Origin of the sequence: Streptomyces sp. NBC_00259 (assembly GCF_036181745.1) — a bacterium.
Classification (GTDB): Bacteria; Actinomycetota; Actinomycetes; order Streptomycetales; family Streptomycetaceae; genus Streptomyces; species Streptomyces pratisoli.
This window is the reverse complement of sequence record NZ_CP108080.1, coordinates 3,118,818-3,136,462: the sequence shown is the minus strand read 5'-3', so window position 1 is coordinate 3,136,462 and position 17,645 is coordinate 3,118,818. Positions and strand designations below refer to the sequence as shown.

Annotated in this window: 17 protein-coding genes, 1 tRNA gene and 1 pseudogene; 8 read left to right on the top strand and 11 right to left on the bottom strand. The window is 71.4% G+C overall.

Translation table 11 applies throughout. From position 1 onward, the window contains the following. Window positions 1–12 precede the first annotated feature (12 nt). Window positions 13–783 carry an ABC transporter ATP-binding protein gene (locus tag OG766_RS14025; protein WP_266378630.1) on the bottom strand — a complete coding sequence of 257 codons (771 nt, stop codon included), beginning with the start codon at window positions 781–783 and terminating at the stop codon, window positions 13–15. Between the two features lie 414 nt (window positions 784–1,197). Here OG766_RS14025 and OG766_RS14020 point away from each other — a divergent pair. The 3 genes from OG766_RS14020 to OG766_RS14010 all read left to right on the top strand — a co-directional run bounded on the left by OG766_RS14020 (window position 1,198) and on the right by OG766_RS14010 (window position 2,869). Continuing rightward, window positions 1,198–1,279, top strand: a tRNA-Leu gene (locus OG766_RS14020). Window positions 1,280–1,458: 179 nt separating this feature from the next. Continuing rightward, window positions 1,459–1,614 (top strand): hypothetical protein, encoded by a 156-nt coding sequence (locus tag OG766_RS14015; protein ID WP_328725457.1) that lies wholly within the window; start codon window positions 1,459–1,461, stop codon window positions 1,612–1,614. A gap of 367 nt (window positions 1,615–1,981) precedes the next feature. After that, window positions 1,982–2,869, top strand: a complete 888-nt coding sequence (locus OG766_RS14010) for a Bax inhibitor-1/YccA family protein (RefSeq protein WP_266378627.1) — start codon at window positions 1,982–1,984, stop codon at window positions 2,867–2,869. A 91-nt stretch (window positions 2,870–2,960) separates the two neighbouring features. Here OG766_RS14010 and OG766_RS14005 read toward each other — a convergent pair whose 3' ends face one another. Beyond that, window positions 2,961–3,191 (bottom strand): DUF4287 domain-containing protein, encoded by a 231-nt coding sequence (locus tag OG766_RS14005; RefSeq protein WP_266378625.1) that lies wholly within the window; start codon window positions 3,189–3,191, stop codon window positions 2,961–2,963. Window positions 3,192–3,290: 99 nt separating this feature from the next. On the opposite strand from OG766_RS14005, the gene OG766_RS14000 reads away from it, so the two are divergent. Then, a complete protein-coding gene (locus OG766_RS14000; RefSeq protein ID WP_266378622.1) occupies window positions 3,291–3,614 on the top strand; it encodes a hypothetical protein in 324 nt (107 codons plus the stop codon). Window positions 3,615–3,632: 18 nt separating this feature from the next. Here the strand turns inward: OG766_RS14000 and OG766_RS13995 are convergent, their stop codons facing one another. From OG766_RS13995 to OG766_RS13985, 3 genes are all read right to left on the bottom strand, one after another. Beyond that, window positions 3,633–4,502: a hypothetical protein gene (locus OG766_RS13995; RefSeq protein ID WP_266384117.1), complete on the bottom strand. Its 870-nt coding sequence runs from the start codon at window positions 4,500–4,502 to the stop codon at window positions 3,633–3,635. 284 nt (window positions 4,503–4,786) lie between these two features. Further along, on the bottom strand, window positions 4,787–6,007 hold the full coding sequence (locus OG766_RS13990; protein ID WP_266378619.1) for an acetyl-CoA C-acetyltransferase: 1,221 nt from the start codon (window positions 6,005–6,007) through the stop codon (window positions 4,787–4,789). 111 nt (window positions 6,008–6,118) lie between these two features. Next, window positions 6,119–7,144: an SGNH/GDSL hydrolase family protein gene (locus tag OG766_RS13985; protein ID WP_266384114.1), complete on the bottom strand. Its 1,026-nt coding sequence runs from the start codon at window positions 7,142–7,144 to the stop codon at window positions 6,119–6,121. A 143-nt stretch (window positions 7,145–7,287) separates the two neighbouring features. Between OG766_RS13985 and OG766_RS13980 the strand changes: the two genes are divergently transcribed. Beyond that, complete coding sequence (locus OG766_RS13980; protein WP_266378615.1) at window positions 7,288–8,676, top strand: cystathionine beta-synthase; 1,389 nt, start codon at window positions 7,288–7,290, stop codon at window positions 8,674–8,676. Between the two features lie 389 nt (window positions 8,677–9,065). On the opposite strand, the gene OG766_RS13975 is transcribed toward OG766_RS13980, so the two are convergent. The 6 genes and pseudogenes from OG766_RS13975 to OG766_RS13950 all read right to left on the bottom strand — a co-directional run bounded on the left by OG766_RS13975 (window position 9,066) and on the right by OG766_RS13950 (window position 14,375). Beyond that, window positions 9,066–9,482: a hypothetical protein gene (locus OG766_RS13975; protein ID WP_328725456.1), complete on the bottom strand. Its 417-nt coding sequence runs from the start codon at window positions 9,480–9,482 to the stop codon at window positions 9,066–9,068. Then, window positions 9,469–10,888, bottom strand: a pseudogene (locus OG766_RS13970) (purine-cytosine permease family protein). Before OG766_RS13970 ends, OG766_RS13975 begins: the two are co-directional and overlap by 14 nt. 4 nt (window positions 10,889–10,892) lie before the next feature. After that, the gene (locus tag OG766_RS13965) at window positions 10,893–11,834 is read right to left on the bottom strand and encodes an ABC transporter substrate-binding protein (RefSeq protein WP_266378605.1); all 942 of its coding nucleotides are present in this window, start codon (window positions 11,832–11,834) and stop codon (window positions 10,893–10,895) included. 9 nt (window positions 11,835–11,843) lie between these two features. Further along, window positions 11,844–12,545 carry an ABC transporter permease gene (locus tag OG766_RS13960; protein ID WP_266378603.1) on the bottom strand — a complete coding sequence of 234 codons (702 nt, stop codon included), beginning with the start codon at window positions 12,543–12,545 and terminating at the stop codon, window positions 11,844–11,846. 1 nt (window position 12,546) lies between these two features. Further along, on the bottom strand, window positions 12,547–13,188 hold the full coding sequence (locus OG766_RS13955) for an ABC transporter permease (RefSeq protein ID WP_266378600.1): 642 nt from the start codon (window positions 13,186–13,188) through the stop codon (window positions 12,547–12,549). Beyond that, a complete protein-coding gene (locus tag OG766_RS13950; RefSeq protein ID WP_266378597.1) occupies window positions 13,185–14,375 on the bottom strand; it encodes an ABC transporter ATP-binding protein in 1,191 nt (396 codons plus the stop codon). The genes OG766_RS13955 and OG766_RS13950 overlap by 4 nt, the downstream gene beginning before the upstream one ends. 142 nt (window positions 14,376–14,517) lie before the next feature. Here OG766_RS13950 and OG766_RS13945 point away from each other — a divergent pair, with 142 nt between their 5' ends. From OG766_RS13945 to OG766_RS13935, 3 genes are all read left to right on the top strand, one after another. Next, entirely contained in the window at window positions 14,518–16,131 is a 1,614-nt protein-coding gene (locus OG766_RS13945) for an aromatic amino acid ammonia-lyase (RefSeq protein WP_266384112.1), read from the top strand. Then, window positions 16,128–16,967, top strand: a complete 840-nt coding sequence (locus OG766_RS13940) for a MurR/RpiR family transcriptional regulator (RefSeq protein WP_323137282.1) — start codon at window positions 16,128–16,130, stop codon at window positions 16,965–16,967. The genes OG766_RS13945 and OG766_RS13940 overlap by 4 nt, the downstream gene beginning before the upstream one ends. A 99-nt stretch (window positions 16,968–17,066) precedes the next feature. Beyond that, a complete protein-coding gene (locus tag OG766_RS13935) occupies window positions 17,067–17,630 on the top strand; it encodes a hypothetical protein (protein ID WP_266378596.1) in 564 nt (187 codons plus the stop codon). The last annotated feature ends 15 nt before the right edge of the window (window positions 17,631–17,645 follow it).

Sequence of the window (17,645 nt, the reverse complement as noted above, 5' to 3'; positions counted from 1 at the left end):
GGAGCCGTCGGGTCAGCTGGTCCGGCCCTTGGCGTCGAACTCCTTCATGCGGTCCAGCACGCCGTCGGCGGTCGGGGCGATCATCTCGTCCACGACCCGCCCGTCCGCGAGGAAGACGACGCGGTCCGCGTACGAGGCCGCCACCGGGTCGTGCGTCACCATGACGACGGTCTGGCCCAGTTCCCGCACCGAGTTGCGCAGGAAGCCCAGGACCTCGGCGCCGGAGCGGGAGTCGAGGTTTCCGGTCGGCTCGTCGCCGAAGATGATCTCGGGCCGGGAGGCGAGCGCCCGGCCGACGGCGACGCGCTGCTGCTGACCGCCGGACAGCTGGGCCGGGCGGTGGCCGAGGCGGCCGGAGAGCCCCAGCATGTCGATGACCAGCTGGAGCCACTGCTTGTCGGGCTTGCGGCCCGCGATGTCCATCGGGAGCGTGATGTTCTCCAGCGCCGTCAGCGTCGGCAGCAGGTTGAATGCCTGGAAGATGAAGCCGATCTTGTCGCGGCGCAGCTGGGTCAGCTGCTTGTCCTTGAGCGAGCCGAGCTCGGTCTCGCCGATCCGCACGGAGCCGCCGCTGAAGCTGTCGAGGCCGGCGACACAGTGCATCAGCGTCGACTTGCCCGAGCCGGACGGGCCCATGATCGCGGTGAACTCCCCCTGGCGGAAGTCCACGGAGACCTGGTCGAGGGCGACCACCTGGGTCTCGCCCTGTCCGTAGACCTTGGACAGATCCAGGGCGCGGGCTGCCACCGCGGTGGCGCGGGCGGCGGTGGGTGTGGTGGTCACGAGAGGACTCTCCTGTCAGGGCGTTTCGAGGACCACACCATCGTGCGGCCCGGGGCCCTGCCGGATCGTCCGTCCCGATGCCCGTTCCCGGGGCCGTCTCGGGTCTGACGGCGAGGCTCGCCCGTCCTCCTTTGGTATGACGGTGTCCCGGGGTTCTCCTCCGGGTCTCCTACGCCGTACCCGTGGGCCGCCCGCACCGGTACCGGGGCGGCGACTTTCCGTCATTCCCTTGGACGGGGCCGCGTGCGCAAGGGCCGGGGCGGGGCAGGTGCAAACAGCCGCCCACCAGTGCTGACACACCATCAAGCGTCAATAAAATAAGACAACATCGGGTCGGTGTTCCGCTGTTGGAGGGACCCGTCCGGATAGGCTCATGTGCAAACGCAGAGCCGCGTACGCAGGACCGCGTACCCCGCCCGGATGGTGGAATGCAGACACGGCGAGCTTAAACCTCGCTGGCCTTCGGGCCGTGCCGGTTCGAGTCCGGCTCCGGGCACGTCACGCCGTCCGCGCGCGAGCGGGGAATCGTTGAACTCTTGAATGCTTACCGCGTCTTCAGAGTGACCCTTCCTTGCCGCCGGCGTCAACGTCGCCACCGTCGCACTGGTGTTGGCCCGTACTGCGGTCCAAGTAGATGTGAGCAAACGGATGCAGGCAGGTCGGAAGAAGCGCGCCATGACCGTGGGCCCCGGTTGCCTGGTGGTGGCCTGCGCGGTCTTCGGGTACCTGGAGGTCTTCACCAAGGGGATCGACCGGCTGCCGGCCAGGCCCTGCGAGGGTGCGGTGGACAGGGCGACGGCGGCGCAAGCACTGCCGTCGGCGCGGCGCTGACCCTGGAGGGCTCCTCGGCGGTCTACGTCCCCTGCACCCCTCCCGGCATGACGCCGGGCGAAGCGCAGCAGACGTATGTGCTGACCGTCGACGCTCGCACCATCGGGGAGACCCGGGTACGGTTCCCGACGACCTGCCCCGGCTGCCGGCCACCTGACCCGGCACCGTCCGGTTGAACCGGCGCAGCTCGGGAACAAATGAGTCCGTTCCCGGACTGTAGTCAGGGAATGAGGGGCAAAGGCGAGGCCAGGCGGAGTGACCGATCCGTCACGATCGAGGAAAGATCCTCCCTCAGCACTAGGCCGATGTCTTTGCCCCCGCATTACTCTTGTGTCAAGGCCACGCAGGGTGGCCATGGAGGAGTGAGATGAGGAGCAGCAACCCGGTCTTCTCGCGACGGGGGTTCAGCCGCGACAACGGCTACGCGGGCTTCAACACCGCGCCGCAGGCCGGGGGCCCCGCCGTCGGAGGCAACCCCTACGCCCAGGGCACCGGCAACCCGTACGCCACCAACCCCTACGCGCCGGCGGACGCCCAGCTGGGCGCCCCGCCGCAGGCACCCGCCCGCACCAACGTGATGACGATCGACGACGTCGTGGCGCGCACCGCCATGACGCTCGGTACGGTCGTGCTCACCGCGGTCCTGTCCTGGGTGCTGCTGCCGGTCGACCAGGCCAACATCGGCAAGTCGTACGGCATCGCCATCGGCGCCGCGCTGGTGGCCATGGTGCTGGCGCTGGTCCAGTCCTTCAAGCGCAAGGCGTCGCCCGCGCTGATCCTGTCGTACGCCGCGTTCGAGGGCGTCTTCCTCGGCGTGATCTCCAGCGCCGTCTCCACGTACATCGCGAACGGCGTGGTCGCCCAGGCCGTGCTCGGCACGATGGCGGTCTTCGCCGGTGTGCTGATCGCGTACAAGATGCGCTGGATCCGCGTCACCCGCCGTTTCTACGGCTTCGTGATGGCGGCCGCGATGGGCTTCCTGCTCCTGATGGCGGCCAACCTGCTGTTCGCCGTCTTCGGCGGCGGTGACGGTCTCGGCTTCCGCAGCGGCGGCCTCGGCATCCTGTTCGGCGTCATCGGCATCATCCTCGGTGCCTGCTTCCTCGCCCTGGACTTCAAGCAGGTCGAGGACGGCATCACCTACGGCGCTCCGCGCGAGGAGTCCTGGCTGGCGGCCTTCGGCCTCACCCTGACCCTGGTGTGGATCTACCTGGAGATGCTGCGTCTGCTGTCGATCCTGCAGGGCGACGACTGACATCCGTGACCGCGTGCTCACGCGGTCACGACGAAGGGCCCGTTCCGGCATCCGCCGGGCGGGCCCTTCGGTCGTCCCAGAGCCTTTCGTCCTAGAGCAGCTTCCGCGCTGCCCGCCTCAGGTCGTACTCATGAATGATCGCTTTCGCATGTCCGTACGCGAGGTTGTGTTCGCTCCGGAGCCAGCTGACCTTCTCCTCGAATCGGAAGAGGGAGGGGCCATCCTCAACGGTGCGCAACCAGTCGGAGACTTCACGACCGGTGCAGTGGGGGATGCGGGAGAGCAGATTGCGGTGGGTCTCTTCGGAGAAGACTTGGGACATCGGCGCCTCCGGACGCTTTGCGCGTGTGGTCCTTCACGTCACCGTGCCTCAGTGTTCGCGTATTGGCAACAGTCCCGCACCGGCGCATAGGGTCGTGTTGTGCTTGATACGACACCTCTGACGGCAGCCGTGGAGCGATTCGCCGACCGGTTGAGGGCCGCCCCGCAGAGCCGGCTCCAGCGTGGCGCAGCGGCCGAAGGGCTCGCGCTGGCCAGGGAGTTGGCCAGGCGCGCGCAGCTGATCGAGACCCCGGGAGCGGAGCCGAGGATCATGCCGGACGCGGGCATCTTCGCGGTCGCGGACCAATTGTCGGTCGCGGGGTCGGATTTGGCCGAAGCCATGCGCACGGGAACGGCCTCGCCGGAGGAACTGGGCGAGGCCGTGGAATGTGTCGAGGGGGCGGCTCGGCGGGCGCTGCTCTGAGCACGCCCGCCGGGGGCTTCAGAGCGAGGCGATGACGCGGTCCGCGAGGATGTAGACGTTCTCCCCGCCGCCGCAGGAGAAGGTCAGGGCGTACGCGCCGGAGACACCGGAGCCGCCGAGCAGGACCGGCGTCTCGCCGGTGCGCAGCGCCTCGCCGAGCCGCTCCGCGGTCTCCCGGTGGCCGGGGGTCATGCAGAGCGTCGTGCCGTCGGCGAAGACGTACACGTCGAGGGTGCCCAGCGGGCCGGGGCGGACGTCGGTGAGGGCGGTCGCCGTCTCGGCGAGCTCCTCCAGGCGGGCCACGGTGCGCTCATGGTCGGTGACGACGGGTGTCTGGACCGGGACGAAGTCGGGGTGGGAGGGGTGCCTGCGGCGGGCCGCGGCGAGTTCGGGGGAGTCGTCGGCGAACTCGGCGGGCGACTCGGTGAGTCCGGCCGTCTCCGCGAGTTCCGCGAGCTCGTCGAGCGCCTCGGCCGCCTCCAGGTCCATGGCCTCCAGCCCGACGAAGTCGGCCTGGCGGGGCACGTAGAGCGGGCCGTCCTCGCCGAGGCCGGCCAGCCCGCCGAGCATCGTCATCGGCGACTCACCGGCGTAGTGCGGGGCGTCGGCGGCCTCACGGGCCTCCTGTGCGGCCCAGAAGGCCCGCGCCTCGGCCAGCTCGCGCTCGCGCTCCTCGGCGAGGGCCTCGGCGACGGCGGCGCGTATCTCGGTGGCGGGTGCGGTGCGTGCCTGCGGCACGGATCCGAAGGGGCCGCTGCCGTGACGGCTCGCGGCGGCCAGCTCCGTGCGCAGGGCGGTGACCTGCTTGCGCAGCCCAAGAGTGGTGTGCAGGGCAGCGGCGCCCACGGCCGTGGCGGCGGCCGTGGTCAGCAGCAGGGCGAGGGACATGGCGCTCACTGACAGACTCCCGGTTTCTGAGGATTCCCCGACTTACTACATCAGCTTGGCGTGGGTCGACGCCTGCTGTCAGTGCATTACGTCACGAAATGGACAGGACTTTGGGCCGGATGTTTCGGTGCGTGATGCACCTGACCTGGGGAAATGTATCTCCCCCAGGAGATTGGTCACATCCTGGGGGAGATTCGGTCACGGCTCGGACGCGACGCGGTTGGGAAAGCCCTTGCCGAGGGAGGGGGAGGAGCCCTTCAGGGCCCCTCCCGGGCGGCGTCGGGTCAGCTCAGGCGCTCGATGACCATGGCCATGCCCTGGCCGCCGCCCACGCACATCGTCTCCAGACCGAACTGCTTGTCGTGGAACTGGAGCGAGTTGATCAGCGTGCCGGTGATGCGCGCGCCGGTCATGCCGAAGGGGTGGCCCACCGCGATCGCGCCGCCGTTGACGTTCAGCTTCTCCAGCGGGATGCCCAGGTCCCGGTAGGACGGGATGACCTGGGCCGCGAAGGCCTCGTTGATCTCGACCAGGTCGATGTCGTCGATGGTCAGCCCCGCGCGCCCGAGCGCCTGCCGGCTCGCCTCGACCGGGCCGTAGCCCATGATCTCGGGGGAGAGGCCGGAGACGCCGGTGGAGACGATCCGGGCGAGCGGGGTCAGGCCCAGCTCGCGCGCCTTGGTGTCGGACATGATCACCAGCGCCGCGGCGCCGTCGTTCAGCGGGCAGCAGTTGCCCGCCGTCACCAGGCCGTCGGGGCGGAAGACCGGCTTCAGGCCCTGGACGCCCTCCAGGGTCACTCCGGCCCGCGGGCCGTCGTCCTTGCTCACGACCGTGCCGTCGGGGGTCGTCACCGGGGTGATCTCGCGCTCCCAGAAGCCGTTCTTGATGGCTTCCTCGGCGAGGTTCTGGGAGCGGACGCCGAACTCGTCCATGTCCTGGCGGGTGACGCCCTTGAGGCGCGCCAGGTTCTCCGCGGTCTGCCCCATCGAGATGTACGCGTCGGGGACCAGCCCGTCCTCGCGCGGGTCGTGCCAGCTCGCGCCCTCGCTCGCGGCGACGGCCGCGGTGCGGGCCTCGGCCTCGGCGAAGAGCGGGTTGTGGGTGTCGGGCAGACCGTCGGAGGTGCCCTTCACGGAACGGGAGACCATCTCGACACCGGCCGAGATGAAGACATCGCCCTCACCGGCCTTGATGGCGTGCAGCGCCATGCGGGAGGTCTGCAGCGAGGACGAGCAGTAGCGGGTGATGGTGCAGCCGGGGAGGTGGTCCATCCCCATCTGCACGGCGACGATCCGGCCCAGGTTGTGGCCCTGCTCGCCGCCGGGGAGGCCGCAGCCGAGCATCAGGTCGTCGATGTCCTTCGGGTCCAGCTCGGGGACCTTGGCGAGCGCGGCCTGGATGATCGTCGCGGTCAGGTCGTCCGGCCGCAGGTCCTTCAGCGAGCCCTTGAAGGCCCGTCCGATGGGGGAGCGGGCGGCAGAGACGATTACGGCTTCGGGCATCACGGCTCCAGACAGAAGGGTGCGCGGGGCGTCTGTTGGGAAGTTACCCCTACGTATCGCGCGGGTCACCGTACGGACCGTGTGATGCGGGCCTCTTTTCTAAGCGCTCGCTTACGGCCGGTCCGCCCGGTCCGGCCGGTGCACCTCGGCCCGCTCCCCCGCCGTCGCCGCCGTGGGCTCAGGGGCCGTCGGCACCGGCAGCCGCCGCCGCCTGCGGTGCTTGAGCAGGGCCCACGGGGCACGGGCGCCCGTGACCTCCGTACCGGCCTCGCTCGCGGCCTCCACCGCCGCCTTGGCGACCGGCAGCATGCCCTCGCGCCGGTCCGCGTCCAGCCGGTCCGTCTCCGGCCACAGGCCCAGCACCGCGCACAGGGTCGGCAGCATGGCCATCGCCGCCGTCGCGTACCCCTCCGCCGAGGGGTGGTAGTTGTCCGCGCCGAACATCTCGCGCGGGTTCGCCTCGAACTCCGGCCCCAGCAGGTCACCCAGCGAGACCGTGCGGCCGCCCTGCTCCACCGCGCCGATCGTCTGCGCCGCCGCGAGCTGCCGTGAGACCCGGCGGGCGAGCCAGCGCAGCGGCTGGTAGACCGGCTCGATGGTGCCGAGATCCGGGCACGTGCCCACCACCACCTCGGCGCCCGCCGTACGCAGCCGGCGCACCGCGGCCGACAGATAGCGCACCGACTGGGTCGGCGGCAGCCGGCGCGTCACATCGTTCGCACCGATCATGATCACGCAGACGTCCGGGGGCTGGTCCGGGTCCCGCAGCGCCTGGCCGACCTGCCGTTCCAGGTCGTCGGACATCGCGCCGGGCTGTGCCACGTTCCGCAGCTCCACCGGGCGCTCGGCCACCGCCGCGAGTCCCGAGGCCAGTAGCGCCCCCGGGGTCTGGCCCGCGCGGCGCACGCCCTGGCCGGCCGCCGTCGAGTCGCCCAGGAGCACCAGCCGCAGCGGGCCCGAGAGCCCGAAGGCCGTGCCGTACAGTCCGTCCGCGCCGGGCGGATAGGGCGCCGTGCCGCCCCCCACCGATCTCTTCGCCAGCTGCACCTCGGCCAGCAGGACCGTCACCGCCGCGGCTCCCAGCAGGCCGATGCTCCCGCCGCCGTATGCCGCGCCTGCCGCGATGCGCCGCGCCACGCTCGCCCTCGACACAGTCCCAGCCACCTCCTCGTAGCCGTGCAGCCGTACTAGAGCTAACTGCCCCGTAACCGCCGTCGCCCAATCTCGCCCCGGATGCGCATACGCTGACGGAACCACTACGGAGATCCCGGAGACTTACGGTGCAATTCCACGACTCGATGATCAGTCTGGTTGGCAATACCCCGCTGGTGAAGCTGAACAGCGTTACGGCGGGCATTCAGGCGACGGTTCTCGCCAAGGTCGAGTACTTCAACCCCGGCGGATCGGTGAAGGACCGTATCGCCGTACGCATGATCGAGGCCGCCGAGGAGAGCGGGGCGCTCAAGCCGGGCGGCACGATCGTCGAGCCGACCAGCGGCAACACCGGCGTCGGCCTTGCGATCGTGGCCCAGCGGAAGGGCTACAAGTGCATCTTCGTCTGCCCTGACAAGGTGTCCACGGACAAGATCAATGTGCTGCGCGCCTACGGGGCCGAGGTCGTCGTCTGCCCGACCGCGGTCGACCCCGATCACCCGGACTCGTACTACAACGTCTCGGACCGGCTGGTGCGGGAGACGCCGGGCGCCTGGAAGCCCGACCAGTACTCCAACCCGAACAACCCGCGTTCGCATTACGAGACGACCGGTCCCGAGCTGTGGGAACAGACCGAGGGAAAGATCACCCATTTCGTCGCGGGCGTCGGTACCGGCGGCACGATTTCCGGCACCGGTCGCTATCTGAAGGAGATCAGCGACGGCAAGGTCCGGATCGTCGGCGCGGACCCCGAGGGCTCCGTGTACTCCGGCGGCTCCGGCCGGCCCTACCTCATCGAGGGTGTCGGTGAGGACTTCTGGCCCACCGCCTACGACCCGAACGTCACCGACGAGATCGTCGCGGTGTCCGACAAGGACGCCTTCCAGATGACGCGCCGCCTCGCCAAGGAGGAGGGCCTCCTGGTCGGCGGTTCCTGCGGCATGGCCGTCGTCGCGGCGCTGCGCGTGGCCGAGGGTCTCGGCCCGGACGATGTCGTCGTCGTGCTGCTCCCGGACAGCGGGCGCGGCTACCTCTCGAAGATCTTCAACGACGAGTGGATGAACGACTACGGCTTCCTGGAGCAGGCGGGCGACGCACCGCGGGTCGCCGATGTGCTGCAGCACAAGGAGGGCGCGCTGCCCTCGCTCGTGCACATGCACCCCGAGGAGACGGTCGGTCAGGCCATCGACGTCCTGCGTGAGTACGGCGTCTCCCAGATGCCGATCGTCAAGCCGGGCGCCGGACACCCGGACGTCATGGCCGCCGAGGTCATCGGCTCGGTCGTGGAGCGGGAGCTGCTGGACGCGCTCTTCACCCAGCGGGCGTCGCTGGGCGACCCGCTGGAGAAGCACATGAGCGCACCGCTGCCGCAGGTCGGTTCCGGTGAGCCGGTCGGCGACCTGATGTCCGTGCTCGGCACGGCGGACGCGGCGATCGTGCTGGTCGAGGGCAAGCCCACGGGTGTGGTGAGCCGCCAGGACCTGCTGTCGTTCCTGGCCAGGGCCGACGGCAAGTAGCGGTACGGGCCCCCTGGGCCGTGTCCGACACGGACCTGAGGGGGCCCTTACGGAATATGGGGTGCGGTGCGCGGGGACCGCCGCACCCCCGGTGACCGGGGGGCGGGACGACGGCGGTCCCCGCGAGGGACGCGTTCCGGGTCAGGGCCGGGCTCGCGTCCGGGCGTCCATGGAGGTCCGGGAGCCGCTCCGGAGGTCCTTGACGCCGACACCCCTCAATGTGCCGGACGCGTGTTAAGCGAGTGCTGCGCCAACGTGTCGCGCTCGTACCACTTCTGCGAAGCCACGGTCGTGAAGGCACGGACGAGGTGGCGACGGGCGGTGTGGTCACGGGAGGTGTGGCCACGGGCCGGGTGGCGGCGCCGCGGTTCCGGGCCGTTCGGGAGGGCTCACTCCTCCCAGTCGGACTCCGCCTTCTCGCGGCGGCCGAGGAGACCCCGGCCGCGGAAGGCGTACACGGCGTTGACGCCGACGATGCCGGCCCAGGTGACGAACAGGCCCTCGATGCCGGCGTTCACCGCGCCGATCGCCGAGAGCGGGATCGCGAGGACCAGCGTGATGATCCCGAGGCCGAAGCGCTCGCCGAAGTTCTCCGCGGAGCGCCCGGGGCGTGCTCCCCGGGCGACGGTCATCCGCTGCTCGGCCAGATGCCGCCGGACCCGGCGGTCGACCGTGGCGTCCATGCGCTGCTCGACCTTCTCCAGGAACGACTCGATCAGCGCCGGCTCGTACTCCGCACCCAGCTCGCGGCGGGCGTGAAGGGTGGCGTCGAGCTCCTTCGTGAGCTCATGGTCACGGGCTTCCATGCTCCACAGCGTAGGGAGCGGGCACCGGGGTGTCAGTGGGGCTAACCCCCGTGTCCCGGGAGTTCCGCGCGAGCAGCCGGTACAGCAGCGCGGGTACGGCGAGACCGACGATCCAGGAGATGTCGGCGCCGCCCAGCGGTGCCACGAGCGGCCCGGTGTAGAAGTGCGTCACCAGGAACGGCAGCTGGGCCAGCAGCCCGATGCCGTAGACGGCGAGTGCGTCCCAGCGCCAGCCGCCGTAGCGCCCGTGCGGATCGGAGAGCGCCGGGATGTCGTAGCGCTCGCGCGAGATCAGGTAGTAGTCGACCAGGTTGATCGCCGACCAGGGCGTGAAGAACGTCAGCAGGAAGAGCAGGAAGTCCTTGAACGAGGTGAGGAAGCTGTCCTTGCCGAGCAGGGCCACGGCGGTGCCGGCGATCATGATGGCCGCGATGTAGAGGGCCCGTCCGCGCGGCGAGAGGGTCCGCTGCCCGCGGAACCCGCTGACGCTGGTGACCATCGACATGAAGCCGCCGTAGGTGTTGAGCACGTTCACGGTCAGCTTGCCCAGCGCGATCACGAAGTAGAGGAACGACGCGATCAGCCCGGTGCCGCCGAGGGCGACGACGTAGCCGACCTGGCCCGAAAGGAACACCTCCCCGGCGGTCGCGGCGACCAGCACGCCGAAGGCCATCGACCACTGGGACCCGAGCGCCGAGCCCGCGAGGGTCCACCAGAAGGTGGCGCGGGCGCTGGTCGTACGGGGCAGATAGCGCGAGTAGTCGGCGACGTACGGGCCGAAGGCCAGCTGCCAGGACGCCGACAGGGACACGGCGAGCAGGAACATCGGCAGGTCGAAGGCGCGGTCGGCGAGGATGGCGCCCAGGTCGGCGCGGTCCAGCAGCCGGACGCCGAGGTAGACGAACGCGAGCGCGCACACCACGCTCGCGACCCGGCCGAGGGCGTGGATGACGCGATAGCCGACCGTCGCCGTCGCCCCCGGTGACCAGGGCGAAGATGATGATGCCGGGAGTCTCGCCGAGGTGGGTGAGTTCACCGACGGCCTGTCCCGCGAGCACGCTGCCGCTGGCGAAGAAGCCGACGTACATCACGATCACCAGCAGCAGCGGGACGACCGCGCCCTTCACCCCGAACTGGGCGCGTGAGGAGATCATCTGCGGCAGCCCGAGGCGCGGGCCCTGCGCGGAGTGCAGGGCCATGACCGCGCCGCCGAGCACATTGCCGAGCGCCAGGCCGAGGAGCGACCAGAAGGCGCCGCCGCCGAAGACCACGGCGAGGGCGCCGGTGACGACGGCGGTGATCTGGAGGTTCGCGCCCAGCCACAGCGTGAACTGGGAGAAGGCGGTGCCGTGCCGTTCGCTGTCCGGTACGACGTCGATGGAGCGCAGCTCGACGAGTCCTGGCACGGCGTCAGGCCCCCTTCTTCGTCAGTCCGTTGGCCGCGGCCCAGGCGTTCGCGACGTCCTCCGGGTCCTTCTTGTCCTTGTCGACCTGGCGGTTGAGCTCGGTGAGGGCCTCGGTGGTGAGCGCGTTGCCGAGCCGGGCGAGGGCCTTGCGTACGGTGGAGTCGGCCTTGCGGTCGGCGATCAGCGGGACGACGTGCTGGCCGGGGACGAGATTCTTGGGGTCCTCCAGGACGACCCAGCCCTCGGCCTTGATGTCGGTGTCGGTGGTGAAGAGGTTCGCCACGTCCACGTCGCCCTTCTTCAACGCGCCCTTGACCAGCGGTCCGGAGGAGTCCAGGGACTTGAACTCCCGGAACTCGACGCCGTACACGTCCTTCAGCCCGATCACGCCGACGACGCGCTTCTTCACCTCGGGTGCGGCGCCGATGACCAGTCTGCCGTTCTGCTTGGCCAGGTCGCCGAGGGTCTTCAGGCCGTACCTGGCGGCTGTCTCACGGGTGACGGCGAAGGCGTCGGAGTCCTCCGCGGCGCCGTACGGGAGGACCTGGAGGCCCGCGGGCAGGGCAGCGGCGAGGGCGTTCTGCATCTCGCCTTCCTCGGTGGCCTCGGCCTTCGGGTCGAGGTAGTGGAGCAGGGCGCCCTGGTACTCGGGCAGCAGGTCGATGTCCCCGCCCTTGAGGGCGGGGATGAGGATCTCGCGGGTGCCGAGGTTGGGGCGGACGGTCGTCTTCACCCCGGCCGCACCGAGCACGGCGGCGTAGAGGAAGCCGAGTATCTGGTTCTCGGTGAAGTTGGCGGTGCCGATGGTGAGTCCGTCCTTGCTGGACCCGCCGCCGCCGAGGGAGCCGCCCTCGCCTTCGAGGGAGGTGATGCCGCTGCTGCAGGCGGCGAGCGCGGGGACGGCCGCGGCGGCGAGCAGTCCGCCGAGCAGGGTGCGTCGGTTCATGGGGTGTCCTTACGCGGTTGTGCGGGGCGGTCGGGGGGTCGCCCCACGCCCCGCGGGGCGCAGGGGGAAGAGGACGCGGTGCAGGGCGGCGAGCGCCAGGTCGAGTACGACGGCGACGACCGCGACGAGGACGGCACCACCGAGCACCTGGACGAGATCGCGCTGGGCGAGGCCGTCGAAGACGTACCGGCCGAGGCCGCCGAAGCTGACGTACGCGGCGATGGTGGCCGTGGCCACGACCTGGATGAGCGCGAGTCGCAGCCCGGTCATGATCAGCGGCATCGCGAGCGGGATCTCGACCTGGAGGAGGACCTGGTGGCCGCGCATGCCCTGGCCGCGGGCGGCGTCCTTCACCTCCGGGTCCACGGCGGTCATGCCCGCGTAGGTGTTGGTGACGATCGCCGGGACGGCGAGGGCCACCAGCGCCACGTACACCGGGGTCATGGACAGTCCGCCGGCCAGGAAGACGAGGACGACCAGTCCGACGGTGGGCAGTGCGCGGCCGAAGGAGGAGAGGTTGATGGCGAGGAAGGCGCCGCGCCCGGTGTGCCCGATGAGCAGCCCGACGGGCAGGGCGATCGCCGCCGCGATGAGGGTGGCGAGCAGCGAGTACTGGAGGTGCTCGGCGAGCCGGTGCCCGATGCCGTCCGGGCCCGACCACTGGGCGCCGCTGACGAGCCAGCCACCGAGGTCCTTGAAGAGCTCGTACATGTCAGGCCCGCTTCCTTCGCCAGGGGGTGAGCACGTACTGCACGGCGACCAGCAGCGCGTCCGCGGCCAGCGCGAGGAGCAGGGTGAGGACGATCCCGGCGACGACGGGCGTCGGGAAGCCGCGCTGGAAGCCGTCGGTGAAGAGCTGTCCGAGGCCGCCGTCGCCGATGTACGTGGCGACGCTGACGAGCGAGATGGACATGACCGTCGCGATCCGCACCCCCGCCATGATCACGGGCAGGGCGAGCGGCAGCTCCACGGTGAGCAGGGTGCGCAGCGGGCGCGTCCCCATCGCCTTGGCCGCCTCCTTGGTCCTCGCCGGGACCGAGTCGAGGCCCTCGACGGTGTTCCGCAGCAGCACGACCAGGGTGTAGATCGTCAGCCCGATGACGGTGGTGGTGCGGGTGAGCCCGGAGACCGGGAGCAGCAGCACGAACACGGCGATCGAGGGGATGGTGAACAGGACGTTCGACATCCCGAGCAGGAATCCGCGCAGCGGCCGTATCCGGTGCGCCACGACGGCGAGCGGAAGCGAGATCAGCAGTCCGAACAGCACGGCGGACAGGGCGGCTTGAAGGTGCGAGACGGTGAGCGCGGTGAGATCGCCGGTGTGGTCGGCGAGCCAGCTCCAGTCGATGGTCACGAGGCCCCGCCTCCGGCCTGCCCGGCGTGCTTCGCCGGCGCGACGGCGTCGGCCGACACGGCTTCCGACGCGGAGTCCGGTGCGGCGTCCGGTGCGGCGTCCGCGGCGGGGCTTCCGGTGGCCCCGGTCGCCGGGACGCCGAGGGCGGTGCCCGCCGCACGGTGGGCCGCGGCGGCGTGGTCGTGGATGTCGTCGCGGGACGAGACGCCGGTGAGGACGCCGTCCGCGTCGACGCGGGCCACGACGCCGGTCGGCGAGGCGACCGACTCGTCGAGGGCCGCGAGGAGGGAGTCCGTGTCGCGCAGCGCACGGACCGGCAGCAGCGGGGCGTCGTCCGTGGCATCGTTGTCGCGCCAGCCGAGCGGGCTGCGCGACCCGTCCAGGACGAGCCGCCAGCGGCCGCCTTCGGGGGCCGTAGCCTGCGGCACACCGGCCAGGGTGCTCAGCGACAGCAGCTTCAGGCCCCGCTCCGCGCCGAGGAAGTCCGCGACGAACCCGTCCGCCGGGCGGGCCAGCAGCTCCGCGGGCTCGGCGTACTGGACGAGATGGCCGCCGGTGCGGAACACGGCGATGCGGTCGCCGAGGCGTACGGCCTCGTCGACGTCGTGGGTGACGAAGACGATCGTCTTGTTGAGCTCGCGCTGCAGGCGCAGCAGTTCGTCCTGGAGCTGGGTCCTGACGACCGGGTCGACCGCGCCGAACGGCTCGTCCATCAGCAGCACCGGCGGATCCGCGGCCAGCGCCCGCGCCACCCCGACCCGCTGCTGCTGACCGCCGGAGAGCTGGTGCGGGTAGCGCCTGCCGGTGTCGGCGGCGAGGCCGACGGTCTCCAGCAGCTCCGCCGCCCGCGCCCTGGCCTTGCGGCGGCCCCAGCCGAGCAGCAGCGGCACGGTGGCGACGTTGTCGAGGATCGTGCGGTGCGGGAAGAGGCCCGCCTGCTGGATCACGTAGCCGATGGAGCGCCGCAGCTCGGCCGCGTCCTGGGACCGTATGTCCGTGCCGCCGACGTGGATCGTGCCGGACGTCGGTTCCACCATTCGGTTGATCATGCGGAGGGTGGTGGTCTTGCCGCATCCCGAGGAGCCGACGAGGACGGTGATCCCGCCCTCCGGCATCTCCATGGTGAGCCGGCTGACCGCCGTCGTGCCGTTGGGGAAGCGCTTGTCCACTGCGTCGAATCTGATCATCAGTCGTCCCTTGCCCGGCCTGCATATGGTCATGCACAGTTCTGGGTGACTGAATAAGTTGTCAATGCCCTCGGGTAAATCCCTGGTGACGAATGCTCGTACGACAAGACGAGCTGTCCGGAAAAGGAGGCGTACGCGCATGATGTCGTCCCACATGGTGGACGGTCCGGCCGACATCGTCGTCCTCGACGGACAGAGCCTTCCGGTCGCCGACATCGTCCGGCTCGCCGACGGCGCCGTCCGCCCCGTGCCCGGCACCGAGGCCATGAAACGCGTCGAGTACGCCTGGGACACCGCCCGCGAACTCGCCGCCTCGGGCCGGGTGTACGGCCGTTCCACGGGCGTCGGCGCCAACCGCAGCGAGGACATCCCCACCGAGGCGGCCGCCGACCACGGCCTGCGGCTGCTGCGCAGCCACGCCGGTGCCATCGGCGAGCCGCTGCCGGCCCGCGAGGTCCGCGCCATGCTCGCCGTCCGCGCCAACCAGCTCCTCGCCGGCGGCGCCGGACTGCGCCCCACCGTGATCACCGCGCTGTGCGAGGCGCTGGAGACAGGCGCGCACCCCGTCGTCCACGAGTACGGCTCCGTCGGCACCGGCGACATCGCGGCGCTCGCGCAGATGGGCCTCGCCCTGGCCGGTGAGCACCCCTGGCAGGGGCCCGGCCCCGCCCCCGCCGCCCAGCCCCTCGACAACAACGACGCCCTCGCCCTGATCAGCAGCAACGCGCTCACCCTCGGCCAGTCCGCGCTCGCCCTGGACGAACTGCGCCGGCTGGTCACCGCCACCGAACTCGTCGCCGCGCTCTCCCTGCTCGCCGTCGACGGCTCCTACGAGGCGTACGCAGAACCCGTCCACGCGGCCCGCCCGCACCCCGGGTCCACCACCGTCGCCGCGCGGATGCGCGGGGTGCTGGGCGCGCCCGCCCGTCCGACGCCTCCGCTCGGCCGGATCCAGGACCCGTACGGCTTCCGCTGTGTGCCGCAGATCCACGGGCCCGCGCACGACGCGGCGGACGCGCTGGAGCGGGCCCTCACCGTCGAGATCAACGCCGCCGCCGAGAACCCGCTGATCCGCCCCGAGGAGCACGCCGCCTACCACCACGGCGGCTTCTACCTCGCCGGACTCGCCCTGGACCTCGACCACTTCAGGCTCTCGCTCACCCAGGTCGCCCGGCTCTCCACCTCCCGGCTCTCCGCGCTCAACGAGCCCGCCTACACCAGGCTGCGGCCGTTCCTCGCGGACACCGAGCCCGCGTCGTCGGGCGTGATGATCCTCGAGTACGCGGCCGGGGCCGCCCTCGGTGATCTTCGTGCCTGTTCCGCCCCCGCGTCCCTCGGCCACGCGGTACTGTCCCGGGGCGTCGAGGAGCAGGCCAGCTTCGCCTCGCTCGCCGCCCGCCAGACCCTTCGGGCGAGCGGCCCGTACCGGCTCGTCGTCGGCTGTGAACTCGTCGCCGCCGTACGGGCCCTGCGCCAGCGAGGGCTGCGCCCCGACCCGGATCTGCCGGTCGGGCGGGCGTTCGCGCTGGCCGAGGCGGTGCTCGACGAGGAGCACACCGACCGGCCGCTGACCGACGACGTGACCGCGGCGGCCGCACTGCTCGACACCTTCGGCGCGAGCGGCACCATGACCAGCGGCGCGAGCGGCACCATGACCGGCGGCACGACCAGCACCATGACCGGCACGACCGACAGCACGACCGGGACGACCGGCGCATCCGGCACGTTCGGTGAGACGACCTGGGGGACGGTATGAACGACAGCAGCCCTGCCGCACGACTGCAGCAGCTCTTCGAGGGGCACCGGCTCACCCCCACCCAGCGCCGTATCGCCCACTGCATGGTGCGCCGGGCCGCCGACGTGCCCTTCCTGTCCAGCGTCGAACTGGCCGAACTCGCCGGGGTCAGCCAGCCCTCCGTGACCCGCTTCGCCGTCGCGCTCGGCTTCGACGGGTACCCGGCGCTGCGCAGACACCTGCGCGAGGTCGCGCCCACCGAACCGGCCGGTGACGACGACGGGTTCACCGAGTACCAGCAGGCCGTGCACGCCGAGATCGAGAATCTGCGGCATCTTGCCGGGATGCTCGCCGACCCGGCACCCGTCGAACGGGCCGGCCGGCTGCTCGCCGCCTCCCGCCCCCTCCTCGTGCTCGGCCTGCGCGCAGCCTCCTCCCAGGCCCGCGGCTTCGCGTACTTCGCGGCGAAGGTCCACCCGGACGTACGTCTCCTCGACGAGGGCGGCACGATGCTCGCCGACCGGATCGACGCCGCCCGCCGTGCGGGCGCGAGCGCACTGCTCTGCTTCGCCCTGCCGCGCCATCCCAAGGAGGTCGTGGAAGCGCTGGCGTACGCCCGGTCGGCCGGGCTGAGCGTCGTGACGGTCGCCGATTCGGCGTTCGCGCCCGTCGCCGCCCACAGCGATCTGCTGATCCCGGCCGCGGTCGGCACGGGCCTGGCCTTCGACACGGCGTGCGCGCCGATGATGCTGGGCCGGGTGCTGCTGGAGGCGATGTGCGACGATCTGCCGGACGCGCAGGCCCGGTTGGAGGAGTTCGACACCCGGGCCGCGGAGCGCGGGCTGTTCACGGATTGATACCGCCGCCCCGCCGTTCCGCCGCCTCTCAGCCGTTCCTCAGAAAGCCGGGTTAGCCTCCCTGCCCGGACATGCCGGGTGCGTGAAGGGAGCTGGGGCGTGGGGCGCGGAGGTCACACACTGGCGCGGGTCGCGGTGATCGTACGGGCCGGGGCGGCCCCGATGGTGTGGCTCGGCGCCCTGGCGGCGGCCGTCGGGCTGGTGCCGGAGGGACTGACCGGGCGCAGGATCGGACTGTACGGCGGAGCCGCGCTGTTCCTCCTCGCGGCGGCCGTCGTGGCATCGGTCCGCAGGGGCCGCTACCGGGCGCTGGAGCTCGCTGCCGCCCGGGCCGCCCGAGGCGACGTCCTCCAGGACCGGGCCGTGACGGCACGGAACTGGCGGCGCGCGCACCGCTGGTGGCTGCTGGCGGCGTTCGCCGGCGCCGTGGGGAGCGCGTTCGCCGTCCCGGCGGCGGGCGGGCTGCTGCTCGCGGGCGCCGGAACCGGGCTGTGGCTCAAGGCATGTGCCCTGGGCCGGCGGGAGAGCGCGGCACAGACCCTGCAGTGGGTACGCACCGACTGGGTGGCGAGCGGCACGCCCGCCGGCGCCGAGGTGCTGGGCTACCGCACGACCGGCCCCGCCGCCGGGGACGCCGCCCCGGGCGGGGCGCGGCGCCGCTGAGCGGTCGGCGGGGCG

Excerpts from the sequence above, each read along its gene's own strand:
- OG766_RS14010 (WP_266378627.1), top strand. The coding sequence starts at position 1,982 with ATGAGGAGCAGCAACCCGGTCTTCTCGCGACGGGGGTTCAGCCGCGAC.
- OG766_RS14005 (WP_266378625.1), bottom strand. The coding sequence starts at position 3,191 with ATGTCCCAAGTCTTCTCCGAAGAGACCCACCGCAATCTGCTCTCCCGC.
- OG766_RS13960 (WP_266378603.1), bottom strand. The coding sequence starts at position 12,545 with ATGTACGAGCTCTTCAAGGACCTCGGTGGCTGGCTCGTCAGCGGCGCC.
- OG766_RS13995 (WP_266384117.1), bottom strand. The coding sequence starts at position 4,502 with ATGTCCCTCGCCCTGCTGCTGACCACGGCCGCCGCCACGGCCGTGGGC.
- OG766_RS13975 (WP_328725456.1), bottom strand. The coding sequence starts at position 9,482 with ATGGAAGCCCGTGACCATGAGCTCACGAAGGAGCTCGACGCCACCCTT.
- OG766_RS13940 (WP_323137282.1), top strand. The coding sequence starts at position 16,128 with ATGAACGACAGCAGCCCTGCCGCACGACTGCAGCAGCTCTTCGAGGGG.
- OG766_RS13990 (WP_266378619.1), bottom strand. The coding sequence starts at position 6,007 with ATGCCCGAAGCCGTAATCGTCTCTGCCGCCCGCTCCCCCATCGGACGG.
- OG766_RS13945 (WP_266384112.1), top strand. The coding sequence starts at position 14,518 with ATGTCGTCCCACATGGTGGACGGTCCGGCCGACATCGTCGTCCTCGAC.
- OG766_RS13950 (WP_266378597.1), bottom strand. The coding sequence starts at position 14,375 with ATGATCAGATTCGACGCAGTGGACAAGCGCTTCCCCAACGGCACGACG.
- OG766_RS14015 (WP_328725457.1), top strand. The coding sequence starts at position 1,459 with ATGACCGTGGGCCCCGGTTGCCTGGTGGTGGCCTGCGCGGTCTTCGGG.
- OG766_RS13965 (WP_266378605.1), bottom strand. The coding sequence starts at position 11,834 with ATGAACCGACGCACCCTGCTCGGCGGACTGCTCGCCGCCGCGGCCGTC.